General features: G+C 65.7%; 10 protein-coding genes. 6 read left to right on the top strand and 4 right to left on the bottom strand.

The window, feature by feature from the left end:
- Positions 1-2,814: excinuclease ABC subunit UvrA (gene uvrA, locus VD972_RS37240; RefSeq protein ID WP_324993580.1), on the bottom strand; the 2,814-nt coding region annotated here is incomplete at its 3' end.
- 348 nt (positions 2,815-3,162) lie between these two features.
- On the opposite strand from uvrA, the gene VD972_RS37235 reads away from it, so the two are divergent.
- The 4 genes from VD972_RS37235 to VD972_RS37220 all read left to right on the top strand — a co-directional run bounded on the left by VD972_RS37235 (position 3,163) and on the right by VD972_RS37220 (position 12,371).
- On the top strand, positions 3,163-5,697 hold the full coding sequence (locus VD972_RS37235; RefSeq protein ID WP_324993579.1) for a DEAD/DEAH box helicase: 2,535 nt from the start codon (positions 3,163-3,165) through the stop codon (positions 5,695-5,697).
- A 1,515-nt stretch (positions 5,698-7,212) separates the two neighbouring features.
- Positions 7,213-8,127 carry a DMT family transporter gene (locus tag VD972_RS37230; protein WP_324993578.1) on the top strand — a complete coding sequence of 305 codons (915 nt, stop codon included), beginning with the start codon at positions 7,213-7,215 and terminating at the stop codon, positions 8,125-8,127.
- Positions 8,128-8,332: 205 nt separating this feature from the next.
- Positions 8,333-11,299 (top strand): choice-of-anchor D domain-containing protein, encoded by a 2,967-nt coding sequence (locus tag VD972_RS37225; RefSeq protein ID WP_324993577.1) that lies wholly within the window; start codon positions 8,333-8,335, stop codon positions 11,297-11,299.
- Positions 11,300-11,444: 145 nt separating this feature from the next.
- The gene (locus tag VD972_RS37220; RefSeq protein ID WP_324993576.1) at positions 11,445-12,371 is read left to right on the top strand and encodes a metallophosphoesterase; all 927 of its coding nucleotides are present in this window, start codon (positions 11,445-11,447) and stop codon (positions 12,369-12,371) included.
- A 3-nt stretch (positions 12,372-12,374) separates the two neighbouring features.
- Here the strand turns inward: VD972_RS37220 and VD972_RS37215 are convergent, their stop codons facing one another.
- Together VD972_RS37215 and VD972_RS37210 are read right to left on the bottom strand one after the other, a co-directional pair.
- Positions 12,375-15,629, bottom strand: coding sequence for a sensor histidine kinase (locus VD972_RS37215; RefSeq protein WP_324993575.1), 3,255 nt, complete (start codon positions 15,627-15,629; stop codon positions 12,375-12,377).
- A gap of 35 nt (positions 15,630-15,664) precedes the next feature.
- Positions 15,665-16,975: a DUF5011 domain-containing protein gene (locus VD972_RS37210; protein WP_324993574.1), complete on the bottom strand. Its 1,311-nt coding sequence runs from the start codon at positions 16,973-16,975 to the stop codon at positions 15,665-15,667.
- 289 nt (positions 16,976-17,264) lie between these two features.
- Between VD972_RS37210 and VD972_RS37205 the strand changes: the two genes are divergently transcribed.
- A complete protein-coding gene (locus tag VD972_RS37205) occupies positions 17,265-17,402 on the top strand; it encodes a hypothetical protein (protein ID WP_324993573.1) in 138 nt (45 codons plus the stop codon).
- Positions 17,403-17,414: 12 nt separating this feature from the next.
- On the opposite strand, the gene VD972_RS37200 is transcribed toward VD972_RS37205, so the two are convergent.
- Positions 17,415-18,242, bottom strand: a complete 828-nt coding sequence (locus VD972_RS37200; protein WP_324993572.1) for a GNAT family N-acetyltransferase — start codon at positions 18,240-18,242, stop codon at positions 17,415-17,417.
- Between the two features lie 172 nt (positions 18,243-18,414).
- Here VD972_RS37200 and VD972_RS37195 point away from each other — a divergent pair.
- Positions 18,415-19,278: ROK family protein (locus VD972_RS37195; RefSeq protein ID WP_324993571.1), on the top strand; the 864-nt coding region annotated here is incomplete at its 3' end.

Here is a 19,278-nt window from a genome sequence, read left to right as displayed (position 1 = left end):
TCTCAGGAAGGCTCCGGTATGGCTCTCGGCGCAGGCCGCCACTGCCTCCGGCGTTCCACACGCCACCACCCGTCCCCCGCCCTCGCCGCCTTCCGGTCCCATGTCGATCACCCAGTCCGAAGTCTTGATCACGTCCAGGTTGTGCTCGATCACCAGCACCGAGTTCCCCGCCTCCACCAGCCGGTTCAGCACCAGCAGCAGCTTGCGGATGTCCTCGAAGTGCAGGCCCGTGGTCGGCTCGTCCAGGATGTAGAGCGTCCGGCCCGTGGCCACCCGTGCCAGCTCGCGCGCCAGCTTGATGCGCTGTGCCTCACCGCCCGACAGCGTCGGTGAGCTCTGCCCCAGCCGGATGTACCCCAGCCCCACGTCCTGCAGCGTCTGGAGCACGCGCATGATGTCCCGGTGTGCTCCGAAGTGCTCGATCGCCTCGCGCACGCTCATCTCGAGCACCTCGGCGATGTTCTTCCCCTTGTAGCGCACCCGCAGCGTCGCCTCGTTGAAGCGCTTGCCCTGGCACACCTCGCACGGCACGTACACGTCCGCCAGGAAGTGCATCTCCACCAGCTTCACGCCGTCGCCCTCGCACGACTCGCAGCGCCCGCCCTTGATGTTGAACGAGAACCGTCCCGCCGTGTACCCGAACGCCCGCGCCTCCGGTGTCAGCGCGAACACCTCGCGGATCGAGTCGAACACCTTCGTGTACGTGGCTGGGTTGCTGCGCGGCGTCCGTCCGATGGGCCGCTGATCGATGTCGATCACCTTGTCCAGGTGCTCCATGCCCTGGATCGACTTGTGCCGGCCCGGCACCTCGCGGCTCTCGTAGAGCTGCCGCGCCAGGGCCGGGTACAGGATCTCGTTGATCAGCGTGGACTTGCCCGCGCCGGACACCCCCGTCACGGACACGAGCACCCCCAGTGGGAGCTCCACGTCCAGATCCTTCAGGTTGTTCTCCCTCGCTCCCTGGATGACGATCTTCTGCTTGCCCGGCTTGCGCCGCTTCTCGGGGATCTCGATCTCCTTGCGCCCCGAGAGGTATGCGCCCGTGAGGCTCTGCTCGTCCTCCATCACCTGCTGCGGCGTGCCCTGGGCCACCACCTGGCCGCCCAGCTCGCCCGCCCCAGGCCCGAAGTCCACCAGCCAGTCCGCCTCCTCCATCGTCTCCTCGTCATGCTCCACGACGATGACGGAGTTACCCAGGTCCCGCAGCCGCTTGAGCGTGGCCAGCAGCTTGCCGTTGTCGCGCTGGTGCAGGCCGATCGAGGGCTCGTCCAGGATGTAGATGACGCCCGTCAGCTCGCTGCCCATCTGCGAGGCCAGCCGGATGCGCTGGCTCTCGCCACCTGACAGCGTGGACGCCGTCCTGTCCAGCGTCAGGTACCCCAGCCCCACATCCACCAGGAAGGACAGCCGGCTGCGGATCTCCTTGAGCAGCTCCGTGGCGATCTTCCGCTCGTTCTCCGTCAGCTTCAGCTCCGTGAGGAAGCGCAGCGCCTCGCCGATGGTGAGCTTGCTCAGCTCCACCAGCGAGTGTCCGTGCACCTTCACCGCGCGGCTCTCCGGCTTCAGGCGATCGCCCTTGCACGTGGGGCAGGGCTTGTCGCTGAAGAACTTCTGGTAGTACGTCCGCATGGACTCGGAGGTGGTCGTCTTGAAGCTGCGCATCAGCTTGTGGACCAGGCCCTCCCACTCCATCTTGTAGCGCCCGCCCTCGCCCCACTTCACGGTGAACGTCTTCCCGCTCGAGCCGTACATGAGCGTGTTCTTCTCGCGCTCCGTCAGCTTCCCGTACGGCACGTCCAGATCGATCTTGAAGGCCTCGGCCAGGCTCTCCACGAAGTCCGCCGTCCAGCCCTCGCCCTTGTTCATCCCGCTCGCCCACGGCTCGATGGCGCCGTCCCGCACCGTCCGCGACGGATCCGGGACGATCCGATCCGGATCCATCTCCGCCTTCGTCCCCAGGCCGTTGCAGTCCGTGCACATGCCCAGCGGGTTGTTGAAGGAGAAGGACGCCGGCGTCAGCTCTCCGAACGACAGGCCGCAGGTGTGGCACGCGTTCAGCTCGCTCATGACGCGATCCGCGGAGGCCGCCCCCGTCTCGTCCGTGACGATCAGGATGCCCTTGCCCTCGCGCAGCGCCGTCTCCACCGAGTCCGTCAGCCGCGTGCGGAGGTCCGGCTTGAGCACCAGCCGGTCGATGATGAGCGCGATGTCGTGCTTGGACTTCTTGTCCAGCTCGATCTTCTCCTCCAGGCTCTTCAGCTTCCCGTCGATGCGGGCCCGCGAGAATCCCTTCTTCTGTGCGTCGACGAGCAGCTCCTTGTGCTCGCCCTTGCGGTTGGTGACGATCGGCGCCAGCAGCTGCACCTTGGTGCCCGCCGGGGCCTTGAGGATCTCCTCCACGATCTGCTGCGCGCTCTGCTTGCCGACTTTGCGGCCGCAGTTGGGGCAGTGCTGCAGGCCGATGGAGGCGTAGAGCACGCGCAGGTAGTCGTGCACCTCTGTCACCGTGCCCACCGTGGAGCGCGGGTTGTTGCTGGCCGCCTTCTGCTCGATGGAGATGGTGGGCGAGAGCCCCCGCAGCGTGTCGTACTTGGGCTTCTCCATCTGCCCGAGGAACTGCCGGGCATAGGCCGAGAGGCTCTCCACGTAACGGCGCTGGCCCTCCGCATAGAGGGTATCGAACGCCAGCGAGCTCTTCCCCGAACCAGACACCCCAGTAAAGACCACGAGCTGTTTCTTCGGGATCTCCAGCGAGACGTTCTTGAGGTTGTGCTCCTTGGCTCCACGAATGGTGATGACGTCGGGCTCGGACATATTGGGCGCGCGGTCTAGCACTGAAAGGGCGTTCCGGTGAGGCACTTTCTGTGTTTTGTGTGTGGGGTGTTCTTGAACATCCTGATTTCCAAGGTGAATTCCTTATCTCAGCGGGCGGGCGGCCAAGCGAGCGGTAGGGCACAAGGGCGTTCTACTCCCCTCGTCGAGGATGCAAGGAGAGCGCATGTAACCCCTGGGGCTCTCTTTGCCTACACGCTTGGCGTGCGTCTAGCCAGGCATCCGTTAAGCCGGAAAGTACTCGGGCGTAAGCGCATCTTCAGACAGACTGGGGAGCTCAGGCTATAAGCCTATAGTCGAAGGAAAATTGGAAATCAGGCGAGGCCCTAAATGGTCGACTTCCGAAAGCGTTTGGGTGGTGGTTCTGGCAAACAACCTCTTGACCCATTGGAAATCTACAACGGATTGGACCGAGCCAGCGATAAGGGGGAACTTCGACGCGCGCAAGAGGCCGTACTCAAAGAATGGCACTCAAAGGCGCGTGCCAAGAAAGACGTTATTGTCAAACTCCATACAGGACAGGGCAAAACGCTCATCGGTCTTCTTGTTCTTCAATCCAAAATCAACGAGAAGCTTGGACCCGCACTCTACCTGTGTCCTGACAACTTCCTTGTGGAGCAGACCGCCCTCCAAGCGCAGCAATTTGGTTTCAATTGTGAAACAATTGGCGGAGGCGACGAACTCCCGGCGAATTTCATTGAGGGAAAATCGATCCTGATCACGTCTGTTCAGAAGGTCTTTAATGGATTGACTAAATTTGGTTTGCACGGCAGGGCAACCAAAGTTGGGGCCGTCGTCATTGATGACGTACATGCGTGCATAAATTCGATTCGAGATGCATGCACTATTCGCCTTTCGCGTGGCTCGCAAGCGTACTCAGACCTAGTGAATCTTTTTAGTAGTTCATTGGAGAGTCAGGGGCAGGGTTCATATGCTGACCTCGTGAATGGGGTTTATGAAGCGCTCTTGCCGGTACCTTATTGGGACTGGATTGATCGGACCTCCGATATCGCCAAGATCCTGTCAAGCCACTCGGCCTCAAAGGAGATCAAGTTCGCTTGGCCATTGATCAAAGATGTGCTGGCCGATTGCGAGTGCTTGGTTTCTGGGACTTCGCTTGAGATCTTCCCAAGATTGCCACCGCTAGCCACTTTTGGTTCTTACGACCAAGCCAAGCACCGCGTCTTCATGTCCGCTACCATTTCGGATGACTCATTCCTTATTAAAGGCATGGGGATCTCTCCTGACACAGTCCAGAACCCACTCAGTTTCACCGAGAAGTGGTCCGGCGAGAAGATGGTGCTGATCCCATCGCTTCTTTCAGAGGAACTGGACCGCAGTGCCATAGTCGCGCGGTTCGGAAAACCAGCAAGTGGAAGAAAGTATGGGGTTGTTGCGCTTACTCCTTCTTTCAAGGGCTCTGTGGACTGGCAGAAATACGGCGCTGTCACTGCTGATACAGACACGATTTATGATCAGGTCAAGGGCCTTCGCGAGGGAGATTGCGAAGTCCCTCTTGTGGTGGCGAACCGGTATGATGGTATCGATCTGCCCGATAATTCCTGTCGAGTCCTTATCCTCGACTCGCGTCCCTATGGCGAGTCCCTCTATGAGCGCCACCTAGAGCGCTGCCTTCCCAACACTGAAGCGGTTGCCGTCAGAGTCGCGCGAACGATCGAGCAAGGAATGGGACGCAGCGTCCGTGGGGAAAAAGACTATAGTGTCGTGCTTTTGATCGGAACGAGTCTCGTGCGCTTCGTTCGGATGCCAGACTCGCGAGCCTATCTCTCCCCTCAGACCCGGCAGCAAATTGAGATTGGTTTGGATGTTGCCGGATTCGCTCAAGAGGACTTGGAAAAGGGTATGCAACCGGAGGCCGTCCTGAATACACTTTTGTCCCAATGTCTGAAGCGGGACGACGGCTGGAAAGCCTACTACATCGAGCACATGGATAAACTCGCCGATCCTGCTGCGGCACCGAAGAGACTGGAAATTTTTGCTCTGGAACTCAAGGCAGAGGTAGCAGCACTGGAAAGAAGATACGAAGACGCTGCAAACATCACGCAGCAACTCAGCGATAAGCACGTCTCAACCGAAGCAGAAAAGGGCTGGTACCTACAGGAAATGGCCCGGCATCTTTATCGGTCGAGCAAGGTCAAATCCCAAGAGATGCAGACCACTGCACATCGCAAGAACCACTTTCTCCTATTGCCGAACAGTAGCTCAGCGAAGGTGCCTCAACTCCCGTTTGCGCAGAAGCGGGTCGAGAAGGTGATCGACTGGCTGAAGAAGCACGAGGATCCATCTGCTCTTACTGTCAGTATTGAGGCGCTATTGTCAGACTTGCGGTTTGGGGTCGATGCAGAAGTATTCGAGGCAGCTTTTCATCGCTTGGGCGAAGCACTGGGTTTTGCCTGTGAGCGACCCGATAAAGAGTGGAAAGAAGGGCCAGACAATCTCTGGCGCATTCGTGACAACCACTGCCTCATTGTTGAATGCAAAAGCGAAGTAAAGGTTGAGCGAGCGGAGATCGAGAAGCGTGAATCAGAGCAGATGAACCGGTCGGCCGCGTGGTTCATTAAGCATTATCCAGGAGTGATTGCTGAGTGCGTTCTAGTCATCCCTCCCAAGAAGCTTGCGAGTGCAGCTGCGCTACTTCAACCGACTACGGTTCTCCAGAAGAAAGGACTCGACAAGCTCGTTGCAAACGTCCGAGCGTTCTTTGGAGAGTTCTTTACCCAAGATCTTCAAAATTTGTCTGAGCGGAACGTGGGCCAAGCGCTTGAGCGCCATCAATTGGGCGTTGACCATCTGCTTAGAGCATATACCGTCCAAGCGCAGGGAGGCGGTCTCCCCCACGCTTGACATGGCTCTCCGCTCGGTTCTGCGAATGCGTGGGATAGTTTGAGGCCAAGGTTTCCTGAGGTTATGTGATGAATGGTTCATTGCTTTTGAATAGGCAGATGCACCGAGGCCTCCTCATGCTATTCGCGTTGGGATGCTCATCGACCAGCGCAACGGATCGTGACATTGTGCGTCCTGGTCCTGATGAGCCATATCTGGAAAGGATCCCAGGGCCACTGCTTGAGCCATTCAACTCCTTTCAGGATGCGCTGCTCGCGGCCTGCAACAAGATTCTCACAAAGCCGAACGCAGTTGCCGGGCGCAGAGATCAACCAAGCTTTGACGTCTACTGGCGAGTAGGAAGCGAGTACTGCGCCTGGATATATTACACTCCAGACCAGAAGTACGAGCTCAGCAAGCTGACCGATCAGTCGAGAGTGGACCCTGCAGACAGGAGCAAGACCTGTTACCTCCCGTCAATCGTGGAGGATCGGCGGTACCCTCCTGACAGTATCAAATATATTTGTGCGCTCCATAACCACCTGTATGACGATCCTCTGTCTGTTAACGACATCCGGTTTATCGTCTCCGAGGTGCACAACCACGGTTTTGAGAGCGAGACGAAAGATGGCGTCAGCCGGCTTTCCACGGTTGCGTTCTTCTCGAATGATCGTGGCGCCCCGACCTGTGACGGCTTCCACCAATACATTCCGGCAACCAGCCAGATATTGAAGTGGACTCATGCCCAAGGCAGATGGGTCTGCGAGCAGACTGGCCGCGTCGTATGGGCGGAAGATGGTGTGCGGTTCTCTATCGAGAGCACACATGCGCCCTGCTCCAAGGGGGCAGTACCATGAGAAACCTTCCCCTGGTGGCTGCCATGATGTTCATGAGCTGCTTGCGAAGCTCCTCCCCGGCGCCAGGAATGTCGCAAGAGGACGAGTCCGTCGTGTTCCCGGAGTTCTTTGATCGCTTCCCGATCGTGGTTGGAGAGCAGGGGCAGCCCTATGAATTGGATGGGGTGATACTCCGGGCCATTGCGATTGCCGCCAATGACTTCATTCCTCCATTCTCCAAGGAGCGGCAGTGCTGGGACAGGCAAGAGGCGCAGCTGTACCGGGTCATTCGCCAGGGAGACATCGTCTTTGTTCGCATTGATGCCAACCCCAGCGCTTGCGAGCGCAAGGTGCTGATGTTTGATTCGGGCGTGCAATATGCGATCAGTACGGATGGCCGTATTCTCCGGCGCGTGTTTGATGGCGAACCTGGAGGACCTTCGCACCCGCAGAGAGCGGATGCCGGAGCCCAGGAGACGCTGGGAGAGGAGGTTCCTGCTTCCTTGATAGGAGCCGTTAGCGGTGAGCCCATGTCTCCACTCCCAGAGTTTCTAAGGAGGCGGGACGCGGGGAGTACGCCTCAGCTTCTACCCTCCGATGTGCGTGATGCAGGCCCCGCTGCCCCCTGGGATGGTGGCGGACGCCCGGACGGAGGTTCGCCGACAAGGCCCTCCAGGTGAGGTAAGGTGCGCGCACTCGAATGAAGGGCTTTGTCCTCCCCGAGAGCTGGCGTGGCCTGCCACTGCTCGTCTTCGCCAGCTTCCTGTTTGCCCTGATGGCGCTGTTTGCTCGGATGCTCTCGGGCCTGCTCTCGGTGGGCCAGGTGGTGTGCGGCCGCTTCGTCGTGGGCCTGCTGTTCTTGGCCGTCTACTACTCGATCGTGGGGCGCAGGCCTCGCTTTGGCCGCCCGGGGCTGTGGGCGCTGCGCGGCATCTTCGGTGGCGCCTCCGTCTACCTCTACTTCTTCTGCATCGAGCAGCTCGCGGTGGGGCCTGCCGTGCTGCTCAACGCCTGCTGGCCCATCTTTGGCGCCATCCTGGGCTTCTTCTTCCTGGAGGAGCGCGTCAGCGGACACCTGCTGGGCGGGCTCGTGGCCGCCACGGTGGGCGCGGGGCTCGTCATCTGGGGCACCTCCCTGGAGATGCCGGCGATCTCCTTCGGCGTAGGCGCAGGGGCGGGCATGCTCTCGGCCGTCTTCAGCGGCGCGGCCGTCGTCGCCATGCGCGCCCTGCGCAATGACACGGACGCGGCCACCGTCTTCCTCTCCTTCTGTGCCTTTGGCCTGCTGTTCGGGCTGCCCTTCGCCATCGCGGACTGGCGGCCCCTCACCCCGCACACAGCGCTGCTCCTGGTGGGCGTGGGGCTCGCCTCGGCGGTGGCGCAGATGCTCTTCACCTACGCCATGGGCTACGTCACCACGGCCATGGGCGGCGTGGGCTCGCAGCTCACCCCTGCTTTCTCCTGGGCGCTGGGGGCGTTCTTCCTCGCCGAGCCCGTGGCGCCGCTCGCCCTCGTGGGTGCGGTGGTGTGCGTGGCCGGTGTGCTCTGGGGAACAGGCATCCTCGCCAGGCTGCTCTCACCCCCGCCCAAGCCGTCAGGGCGGCCAGGCGCGTAAACAAGGGCCGCTTTCTTCCGTCCTGTGTCGAGCACTCCGGAAAGAACTTCCGAGACCTTCGTGCTGGGTACTTTCTTTCCACCCGGAGTCCGTGTTTTTGCCCACGGTGGTCGGCTCGGTTGCCTCGTTGAGTCCTCGTCTTCTCCGGTCAGGCATCCCAGTTGCACATGCCTCCCTGCGTCGAAGGATTCGGGAGGCGGCGATTATGTGGGGATGGCGGTGGTTGGTCCTGGCGGCGTGGGCGTGCGTGGCGGTGGCGACGGGCGGGTGTGATCGTCAGGGCTCGAGCGGCCGGGGCGCGCGGGCCGCATTCGCGGCTCGGCCCGAGGTGCTCGAGTTCGGTCCGGCGGCGGTGGGATCGACGAAGACGGTGAAGCTCCGGCTGGCCAACGGGGGCCGCGCGCCGGTGCGCATCGAAGCAGCGCTCTCCAGCGTGCCCAATGTGGAGGTGCCACCCTTCGAGCCCTTCTCCCTGAGCTCGGGCGGCGAGTCCGAGCTGGAGGTGCGCTTCAAGCCCGAGGTGGAGGGCGCGGTGCAGGGGGTGGTGGAGATCTTCACGGACGCGGACTCCGGGGAGAAGGGCTCGCAGGTGAGCTTCTCTGGCCAGGGCGTCAAGGCGTTGATCGAGGTGAAGTCCCCGGCGCTCGACTACGGCAATGTGCAGCTGGACACCGTGGAGGTGCGCGATCTGGTGCTGCACAACCCCACGAGCGTGGACAGCCTGCTGCGCCTGGAGGTGGTGGGGACAGATGCCGATCAGTTCTCCTCCAGCCTGGCCAGCAAGGACATGGTGCTGCAGGCGGGCACGGACTTGACGATCCCCATGGCCTTCAAGCCCAACCGGCTGGGCTCGGCGATGGCGGAGGTTCGCGTGGCGGTGTGCGAGGGGTGTGAGCCCGCCAGCGTCGCGCTCACGGGCACGGGCGTCGCGTCCCAGCTGGAGATCTCTCCGGTGCGCGTGGACTTCGGCCGCGTGGCCGTGGGTGCCACCGCCGAGGAGCGCATCGTGGTGCGCAACCTGGGCTCCGAGCCGATGAGCTACACGGGCGCGAGCATCGTCTCCGACGCGAGCGGCACCTTCCGCGTGGTGAGCGCGCCGGGGGCACAGGGCGGCACGCTGAAGCCTGGGGACGCGGCGGAGATCCGCGTGGCCTTCACGCCGGTGGCGCAGGGGCGCGTGCCCGAGGGCCGGGTGGAGATCCAGGTCCGTGCCACCGGCTCCACGGCGCCCGGGCCCAAGGTGGCCCTGGTGGGCGAGGGCGGCTCGTCGTGCATCGCCGTGCAGCCGCGGATGATCGACTTCGGTGAGGTGGCGGAGGGCATGTCGGCCACCCGTCAGGTGGAGGTCATCAACCGGTGCCGCACCCAGGTGCTGCTGAGCGATCTGAGGATCGACACCCAGAAGGGTGGCTTCTTCACGCTGGCGCAGGCGCCAGCGAGCCAGCCCATCGATCCGGGCAAGTCCGCCCCCGTGGGCATCACCTTCACCCCCCGCTCCGGCGCGGGCGAGGGCATGGGCGTGCTGGGGGTGACGGTGCGCCAGGGCAGCGCCGCCTCGACGGAGGGCGTGGTGCTCAAGGGCCTCGGCAAGGTCTTCCCGCCCTGCCAGTACGCGCTCACGCCGGAGACGCTCGACTTCGGCCGGGTGCCGGTGGGCTCGGAGGTGTCGCTGGGGGTGTCCCTGCGCAACACCGGCTCCACGGCTTGCTTCCTGTCCAGCCTGCAGCTGGCGGCGGGCTCGGATGGCGTCTTCAGCTCCACGAAGGTGGAGAGCCGGCTGGTGCTGCCCGGGCAGCGGGCCACGCTGCTCGTCCGCTTCAAGCCGGACGCGGAGGCGCCCTTCGGCGGGCTGGTCGAGGGTTGGGTGAACCACCCGTCCTCCGGTCACCCCACCGTGGTTGTGCAGGGCGAGGGGGTGCAGGGGTGCTTCTCCTTGCAGCCCACCCATGTCGAGTTCGGCCTCACCAAGCTCACGTGCGAGCCCCGCACTCGCGATCTCCTGGCCTACAACCGCTGCGCCGGGCCCATCACCGTGCAGGGGATGCTGCTGGAGCGGGACTCCGAGGAGATAGAGGTCTCTGACGGGCCCGACTTCCCGGTGACGATCCAGCCCGGACAGCACTTCCGCCTCCACACGAGGTACGAGCCGACGGATGAAGGGGAGGACCTGGCGGCGCTGCGCTTCGATCTGGGCGAGGGCTCCCTCTACACGGCGAGCCTCATCGGCCGGGCCTCCGCCACCGCCCAGCAGGTGGACTCCTTCCTCCAGGAGGCGGGGGCCCAGGTCGACGTGCTCTTCGTCGTGGACAACTCCGGTTCGATGATGGAGGAGCAGCAGAGCCTGGGTGCCAACTTCGCGGCCTTCATGACGGCGGCCACGGCCTCGGGCGTGGACTACCACATCGGCGTCACCACCACGGGCCTGGATGTGTCCTCGGGCGGCTGGTCCCAGTGCCCGGGCGGCGCCGAGGGCGGCGAGAACGGCCGGCTCTTCCCCGTGAACGGCTCCACCCCGCGCATCATCACCCCTCGCACGCCGAACGCGTCGGCCGTCTTCGCCAGCAACACCCACGTGGGCGTGTGCCACTGGAATGAGCAGGGGCTCGAGGCTGCCTACCGGGCCCTCTCGGATCCGCTGCTGCACAGCCTGGATGACCCGCGCACCGCGCAGGCGGGCGACGGCAACGGCGGGTTCCTCCGCGAGGACGCGCGGCTGGCCATCATCTTCGTCACCGACGAGGAGGACTTCTCCACGCAGCCGGTGTCCTTCTATGAGACCTACTTCAAGTCCCTGAAGGACAATGACGCCGCCAAGCTGAGCATCTCCGCCATCGCAGGCCCGCAGGACCTGGCCTCCTGCTCCACCGCGAGCAGCTCCGGCACCCGCTACATCCAGCTGGCCAACGCCACGGGCGGCGTCGTGGAGAGCATCTGCACCCCGAACTGGGCCGAGTCCCTCAAGAAGCTCTCCGACAGCGCCTTCGGTCCCAAGCGTCACTTCCCGCTCTCGGATGAGCCGGCGGACCCGGCGCAGATCACCGTGCGCATCAACGGGGTGGACGTGACGACGGGCTGGCACTACGAGCCCTCCAACTCCACCATCGTCTTCGACCTGGGGGCCGCGCCGCCTCCGGGCTCCTACATCGAGGTGACGTACCCTCTCGGGTGCTAGCGCTGGAAGGCAACCTGTGAGGTCTCCGGGGGCGTCCTCGCCAGGGCGTCCCCATCGTTTTTTTCGTCTCCCACTGTTTCTGGCCAGGAGTAGGGAATTCTCCCTCGACATGGGGGTTGGTGCACGGCAGTTTGAAGGGCGGACGATGCCTCCAGAATCCCTGCTTGTCGTTGGAGTAGGAGACATCCATGGCCGCTTCCACCGAGTGGAGGCGTGGATGGATGCGCTGGAAGCGGCGCGCGGTAGGCCCGTGGATCTGGTGCTGGCGGTGGGGGACGTGGAGGCGTTCCGGCGGGCGGATGACCACCGGCGCAAGGCGGCCAAGCGCGCCATGCCGGCCGAGTTCGCCGAGTACGCGGACGGGAAGACGCGGATGAAGCGTCCGCTGTACTTCATCGGCGGCAACAACGAGGACTTCGAGGCGCTGCACGACGCGCCCGGGGGCTTCGAGCTGGCGCCGAACGTGCACTACCTGGGGCGTGCGGGGCTGCGGCAGCTGAGGGGGCTGAAGATCGGCTACCTGTCGGGCATCCACGCGCCCCGCTTCTTCGATCAGCCGCTGAAGCGGCCCACGTCGCTCGACACGGCGAAGCAGGCCGGCTACTTCCGTGGGCCCGAGGTGGAGCGGATCTCGAACCTCCGGGACCTGGACCTCTTCCTGGTGCATGAGTGGCCCCGGGGCATCGTCCAGCGGGCCCGGGACGAGGGGCTGTCCACCACGCGCCCCCTGCCTTCCTACTGGATCGGCAACCCGATCACCCGCCGGCTGGTGGACACGATCCGGCCGCGGTGGGTGCTGTGTGGGCACTCGCACAAGGGCTTCGCGGTGTCGCTGGGCGGTGAGGGCCACCGGCCGGTGTCGCGTATCGCCTGCCTGGATCAGTCCGCCCGGCCGGACGAAGCCGTCTTCTGGCTGGAGTACGAGGGCCGGGAGGCCGTGCGTGCCGGCTGGGGCCTGTCTGGCGAGGTAGCGTGGAAGGCGGGAGAGCCGTGGAACCTCACGCGCCTGCCTGCCGTGGCGCCTCCCGCTTCTCCCGATGACGGGGAGATGGAAGAGCTGGAGTCCCACTGACGCTCAGGGCGGGGAGGGCAGCACCACCTCGAAGGTGGTGCCCCGTCCCAGCTCGCTGCGCACGCGGATGTCTCCGCCCATGGCCTTCAGGTAGGAGTGACAGAGGGCCAGCCCCAGCCCGATGCCGATGCCCACGGGCTTGGTGGTGAAGAAGGGCTCGAAGATGCGCGGCAGCACGTCCGGGGCGATCCCCGCGCCGGTGTCGCTCACCGACACCACGAGCTGGCCCTGCGCGTCCCTGCGCGCGGTGACGCGGATCTCGTTCTGCTCCGGGTGGCCCTCGGGGATGGCCTGGGCGGCGTTGACCAGCAGGTTGAGGAACACCTGGCCCAGCTGCGTCTCATCTCCCAGCACGAGGAGCGGCGAGCCGTAGTCCTTCACGAGCCGGGCGCGGGGAAGGATCTCCGCGCTCGCGAGGCTGGCTGCCAGCTCCAGCACCGGGTGCAGGTTGAGCTGCGTGGACTGTCGTGGCTGCGTACGAGAGAACGTCCGGAGATCCTGGATGATGCGGCGCATCCGATCGGTGCCTTGCAAGGCCTCGTCGAGCGCCTGCTCCACCTCCTCCCAGCGCGCGCGATCCTCGGCGCGGACATGGAGCTCGCGCACCTCCGAGGCCACGTAGTGGAGGTTGGAGATGACGAAGGCCAGGGGGTTGTTGAGCTCGTGCCCCACGCCTGCGGCCAGGGTGCCCACCGCCGCCAGCTTCTCCGCGTGGACGAGCCGCTCTCGCGTGGCCTGCAGCTCCTGGAGACGCCCCTGCAGAGCCGCGTTGACGGTGGCCAGCTCGGTGGTGCGCTGATCGACGCGGCCCTGCAGCTCGAGCTCCCGCTCGCGGCCCCGGCGCAGGCGCAGCCACAGGGCGCCGGCCACCAGCAGCACGATGGCCAGCGAGCACGCCACACGGAACCACCACGTCTCGTGGAAGAGGGGCTCGAGGTAGAACGTCAGCGCCGCGCTCGGGGCGGACCCACCTCCATCCGCGTACTCCGCCTCCACCTGGAACCGGTACGCCCCGGGTGGCAGGCGGGTGTACCAGGCCATGCGGCGGGTGCCGGCCTGCACCCAGTCCTCGTCCACCCCTTCAAGCCGGTAGCGGAAGCGCAGCTGCTGTGGCGCGCGCAGGCCGGCCGACGTGTAGTGGAGCTCGATCCTTCCGTCTCTTCGAGGAATGCGCTCCAGCTCCGTGGCGAGGATCGTGCGTCCGTCCACGCGGAGCTCCTCGATGAGCACCGGCGGTGGGCGCGCACGTGCAGCCTCGGGCCCTGGCGTGTAGCTGACGGCGCCACGGATGGTGGGAAACCAGAGCCGCCCGCTCCGATCCTTCCACCCGGCGGGGGAGCCCAGGGCGTTGCACTCCTCGGAGCGCATCCCATCCTCCGCCCCGTAGGCGCGGGCAGTGACGCGCTCGAGCCGGCCCTCGGCCACGGCCTCCAGCTCCGCCTGCGCCACGCGGGAGATGCCCTTGTTGCTGCTCATCCACAGGTTGCCGTGATCGTCCGCGAGGACCTGAAACACGCGCTCGTCGAAGAGCCCCTCCGCAACGGAGAAGCGGCGGAACTGCCCTTCCTTCCAGCGGAAGAAGCCATCGTCAGTGCCGATCCACAGCGTGCCGGTTTCGTCCTCGTGGAGGGACAGGAGCTTGATGTTCAGCGGCCCGTTCTCAGCAGCCAGCACAGTGCTCTGCCCATCGATGACGTGGGCCAGGCCCCCTTGCCGCGTGCCCACCCAGAGGCCTCCGGCGGCGCTGGCGCGCATCAGCGTGACGTCCTGACCGGGCAGCCCGCCGCGGGGGGTGAAGGGCTCGAAGTGATCTCCGCTCCAGCGCGCGAGCCCCGTCGGCGTGCCGACCCAGAGCGTGCCTCGCGCGTCCACGTCCAGCAGGTATGCCCGCACATCCACCAGCCCCTGCGCGGCGGTGTACGAGGTGAACGTGCCGTCACGCCAGCGGCTGATGCCGCTCCGCGTTCCGAACCAGAGGCTGCCGTCAGGCCCCTCGGCGATGGTGCGGACCCTGTCCAGGATGAGCCCGTCGCGCATCGTCCAGGACGTCATCGTCCCGTCGCTCTGCAGCCGGGTGACGCCACCGCCCACGGTCCCAAACCACAGGCTGCCATCGCGCGTCTCGCGGATGGCCAGCACCATCTCGTGCGCCAGCCCCTCCTGGGGACCATAGGGAGTGAAGGGTGCGTCCTTGAGGCGGTGGAGCCCGCGGGCGTCCGTTCCCACCCAGAGGTTGCCCTCGGCATCCTCGAGCAGATCGCTCACCACGCTGCCTTCTAGCGCGTGCCCGGCGGCCAGCTCCGTGCGCCGGCCCTGGGCCCACCGCAGCACCCCCCGGCCCAGGCTCCCCACCCAGAGGCTGCCGGCCCGATCCACGAGGATGGCAGAGACGGGCGCGCCGGAAATGCTGGCCTCGGGAACATGCCGCGGGCTCCCATCCCGGAGCTGGTAGACCTCTCCCTCCTCGAGGCCCACCCAGATTGTGCCCTCCGGATCGCGCGCCAGTGCGCGCACCTTCGCCTGGGCCTTGCCCTCGAACGGGAGGGGAGCCGTCCAGGTCCTCCCATCCCACCGCTGCAGGCCTCCCTCTCCGCCCGCCCAGATGGCGCCCGCCGCATCCTCTTTGAGCCAGGATACGCTGTTGCTGGCAAGCCCCTCGGCGGCCGTCCAGGTCCGGAAGGCACCGGCGGAGAGCCGCGAGACTCCGTGTCCCTCCGTGGCCACCCACAGGCTTCCGTCGCTTGCGGCCAGCAGATCGCGAGGATCGGACAGGTCCGTCCCTGGAGGAGGAACCACCGGGAAGAAGGAGCCCTGCCGCATGCCAGCAAGGCCCTCGTTCATGCCGATCCACAGCGTCCCATCCCGAGCGACCTCCAGGGCTTGGACGGAGCGGCCGGGGAGGGCGCGGGTGTTCGTCTTGTCGAAGACGATGAAGCGCACCCCGTCGAAGCGGACCAGTCCTTCCCAGGTGCCACCCCAGAGGTAGCCGTCGGGCGTCTGCGCCAGGACCAGGACGCTGTTCTGGGGGAGCCCATCTCCTGTCTGCCAGGCCCGGTGGGGGTACTGGATCAGGGCCTTGCCGGGCTCCAGCGCAGAGGCACTCCCGGCGGCCCCGAGCACGGCCGCGAGCACCAGTATCACCTGCAGGTGCACGGGGACGGCGCACCGCGCCTGATCGAGAGGAACCGGGCTCATGGCATGGCGGGTGATGACACCTTTCCCCAGAGACACGAAGGGCCGGGCGCCACTCGTCGGCACGCCCGGCCCCTTGCTTCAAGCCCTGCTGGGATTCGCTACCAGGGGCAGTTGACCACTTCCACCGTGCGGGTCAGGTTGGGCGCGCTGTTGCCGCCGCTGTCCGTCAGCGTGTACGTCACCGTGTAGACGCCCTCGACCCAGCCGTTCGGGAAGCCCTCCCAGTGGACCTCGGGGGTGATGTCGCCGTAGCAGGTGTCGAACGCCGTCCAACCCGGATCCACCCACTGGCTGCCGCACTGGTGGACCATGTGCGAGGGGCCCTTGAGCGCGAACTGCGGCGGCTTCGAGTCATTCACCGTCACGTTGCGGATGGCGCTCACCGTGTGGCCCATCGAGTTCCACGCGATGTACTGCACATAGTAGAGGCCCTCGGCGCAGGTGGCCGGGCCCGGGCCGTACGCGTCGTGGCCCGAGTTGTAGTAGTGCACCTCGATCGGCGAGCAGTCGGTGTCGTACGCCGAGGCGCCCGGATCCGTCCACGTCGTCTCGCCGCACTCCACGAGCATGTCCAGGTCGCCGTTGACGACCAGCGTGGGCTCGGTGGCGCCCGGCTCGCAGGAGCTGATGCTGACGTTGTTGCCGACGGGGTTGCCGCTGGAGCTGATGCTGGAGTTCGGGTTCGGCTCGCAGACCTCTCCGCTCACGCAGGACTGCACGGCGCTGGTGCACGAGCCGTCCGTGTTGCAGACGTCCGTGGTGCAGGAGTTGCCGTCGTCGCAGTCCGCCGGGCTGTTGCAGGCGGTGTCCACCACCTCGCCGTTGAGCACCACGGCCGCGCTCTGCAGGCGGTTGTGCGTGCAGCAGTCATCCACCTGGGTGATGACCACACGGTTGTTCTCGCCCGACTTCACGTACGAGGCGAGGTTGGCGGTGCCGCTGCCGCCCAGGTACACGTAGCTGCCCGGGATGACGAGGCCGCCCGGGTACTGCGAGTTGAAGATCGTCACCCGCGAGCCATCGTCCATGCCGCTGAAGGTGATGGTGAACGCCGTCACGGCCACGTTCGACGGGACGTTCACGAAGGTCTGGAAGTAGGTGAAGTCGCCGTAGCTCAGGCACTGGTTCGGCGCCTGACAGACGCGCGAGGGGAAGACCTCAAAGCCGATCGTCTCCCCGTTGGGCGCCGCCAGCCAGTCCGAATCCGAGGCGGCCGGGATGCTGGCCACGTCGTACTCACAGTTGTCTCCGTGGCGAGTCGGCGCGCAGTTGAACCGCACCAGTCCCAGCGGATTGGAAGACGTCACCTCGTTCCCGTTGTGCATCTGCCACGGCGTGCGGCTCTGAGCGGCGGCGGGTACCGCGCACAGAATGGCCAGCGCTGCGACAACGATCCTGGTGTTCATCATCGACGACCCCCTCTGAGGAGCGGCCAGCCCGATCTGGCCGATGCTTTGGCACTGACGGAGACGGTGTCAGTGTCAAAAGTGGTTCCTACTGTACCGGCCGAGCGGGCCTGATCTCAAGAGGGAGATCAGAGGATTCTCGTTTTCCAGATTTGATTACACCGGGGGTAAACCCCAGACATCAGGGTACCCGTCCGCTTTGGCGGACAGGGATCCGCGCAACCAGCGGAGGCCACCCCTCGATAATCATCCTGAAAGCAGCAACTCCCAAAATCCCAAGGCGAGGTCTGCCATGAACCAGGCTTCCGAAGTCATCAACCTCGAAGAGTTCCGCAAGAGCCGAAACTCCAAGCCGTCCACCGTCCGCAGTGCTTCCCCGGCGGCCTTCTGGTCGCCTGTATGGGTATGGGTGATGGTGTGGCCGAGGTGAGCCGCCGAGAGACTACTGCGAGGGCAGCAGGCCCTCGCCGCGCTTCACCAGGGTGACGCGGGAGTACGCCATCTCGAATCCGAGGCGTGCCGCGTTTCGCTCCGTGGGGATCCCAGGCCCCGAGATGATGCAGGCGAGCCGGCTGCCGCGCTCGCGTCCGCGCTCGAGCCGCGCGGCGATCAGCGCCTGTTGGATTCCTCGGCCGCGCCAGGCGGGCTTCACGGACGTGCCGAACAGGACGGTGACTCCGCCGCTGGACTCGCAGCCCCCGGCGCCGATCACCTCGCGGCCGAGGCGCGCCACGAAGGCGTCCTGCACGGGCCTGCGCACGCCCCTGAGCCCCAGCTCCAGGAACTCCTGAGACAGGGGCTGACCTTCCGCGAGGAAGCCGCTCTCGGCGACCTCGACGTACTCCCGGGCGGTGGTGTCATCCTGGGGATCGACCCGCTCGATGGTGACTCCTTCAGGCCAGCCGAGGGGCAGCAGCGCTCGGAGATCGCCCGCCTCGGGGATCTTCCGGGCCAGGACGTTGCCGAACCGCTGGAGCACGAACCCGCGCCGGGCGAGCCCCTCGAGCAGCGCTGGGGCGACGAAGGGGCTCAGCTCGACTCGCGGCTCGATCCCCCGCGAGGTGAAGAACGTCACGAGCTCTTCCAGCTCGGGCTCGGTGAGCGGCCGCTCGAGTCCGAACCCGCAGGCCTTGTTCACGTAGGACTCCGGCCCGTCGAAGGCCATCCACCCCTCGGCCAGCGGGCGGCTCTCCTTGGCCAGCTCCGCCACGGCGATGGCCTGCTTGCGCTCCACGAGGCGGGCAATGTCGATGAAGCTCCAGTCATCCATGGTGAGGTCCTCTTCGGGCCGCGCGAGGCTGGCCGGGCGTTGAGCATCTTACGGTGGCTGTCCGTGTCTACCTCCGCGACGGCCTCGGGGGTAGGTTAAGGTCGCGGCGACCCGGGACGGCGTGTCACTCCGACGTCCGACGGTGCGAACCTGGAAGGGGAGGAGGCACCCCATGCGCGGCGGCGAGAGGCAGCAGGTGTTTGCGGGGCTCGATCTGGGGGGCACGAAGATCCAGGCCGTGCTGGTGGACGAGAATGGTCAAGTGATGAGCCAGTGCCGGCGAGCCACGCCGCAGCAGGGTGGCCCCCCGGCCATCGTCGAGGAGCTGTTCGCCACGCTCCAGGAGGCGACGCGGATGATGAAGCTGGAGCCCTCGGCGCTCGCGGGTGTGGGCGTGGGGGCTCCCGGTGCAGTGGACTCGGAGGCGGGCGTGTTGCTGCATGCGGGCAACCTCCCGGGGTGGGAGGGGCCCTATCCGCTGGCCGAGGCGCTCTCGAAGCGCGCGAAGGCGCCGGTGTTCCTGGGCAACGACGTGCAGGTGGCGCTGATGGCGGAGGCGCGGCTGGGGGCGGGGCGCTCATACCGCTCGTTGCTGGGAGTGTGGTGGGGAACGGGCGTGGGCGGTGGGATCTACCTGGACGGCCGGCGCTGGACGGGGCGCGGCGCGGCGGGGGAGATCGGCCACATCGTCGTGCGGCGGGGCGGCGCGCGCTGCTCCTGCGGGCGGCGCGGCTGCCTGGAGGCGTACGCGGGGCGCGCGTCCATGGAGCGCAGGGCGCGCAAGGCCGCGGCCCGTGGGGAGAAGACGCGGCTGTTCGAGCTCATGGAGACGCACGGCAAGGATCGGCTCACCAGCGGCATCTGGCTGCGGGCGCTCAAGCAGGAGGATGGACTGGCCGAGCGGCTCATGGCCCGCGCCCTCCGGATGCTGGGGGCGGGGATCGCGTCGGCGGTGAACCTGCTTGATGTGGAAGCCGTGATCATCGGCGGGGGCCTGGGGATACGCCTGGGGGAGCCCTATGTGGAGCGCATCTCC

Origin of the sequence: Hyalangium sp. (assembly GCF_035629615.1) — a bacterium.
Taxonomy (GTDB): domain Bacteria; phylum Myxococcota; class Myxococcia; order Myxococcales; family Myxococcaceae; genus Hyalangium.
This window is presented reverse-complemented; position numbering and strand designations above follow the sequence as displayed.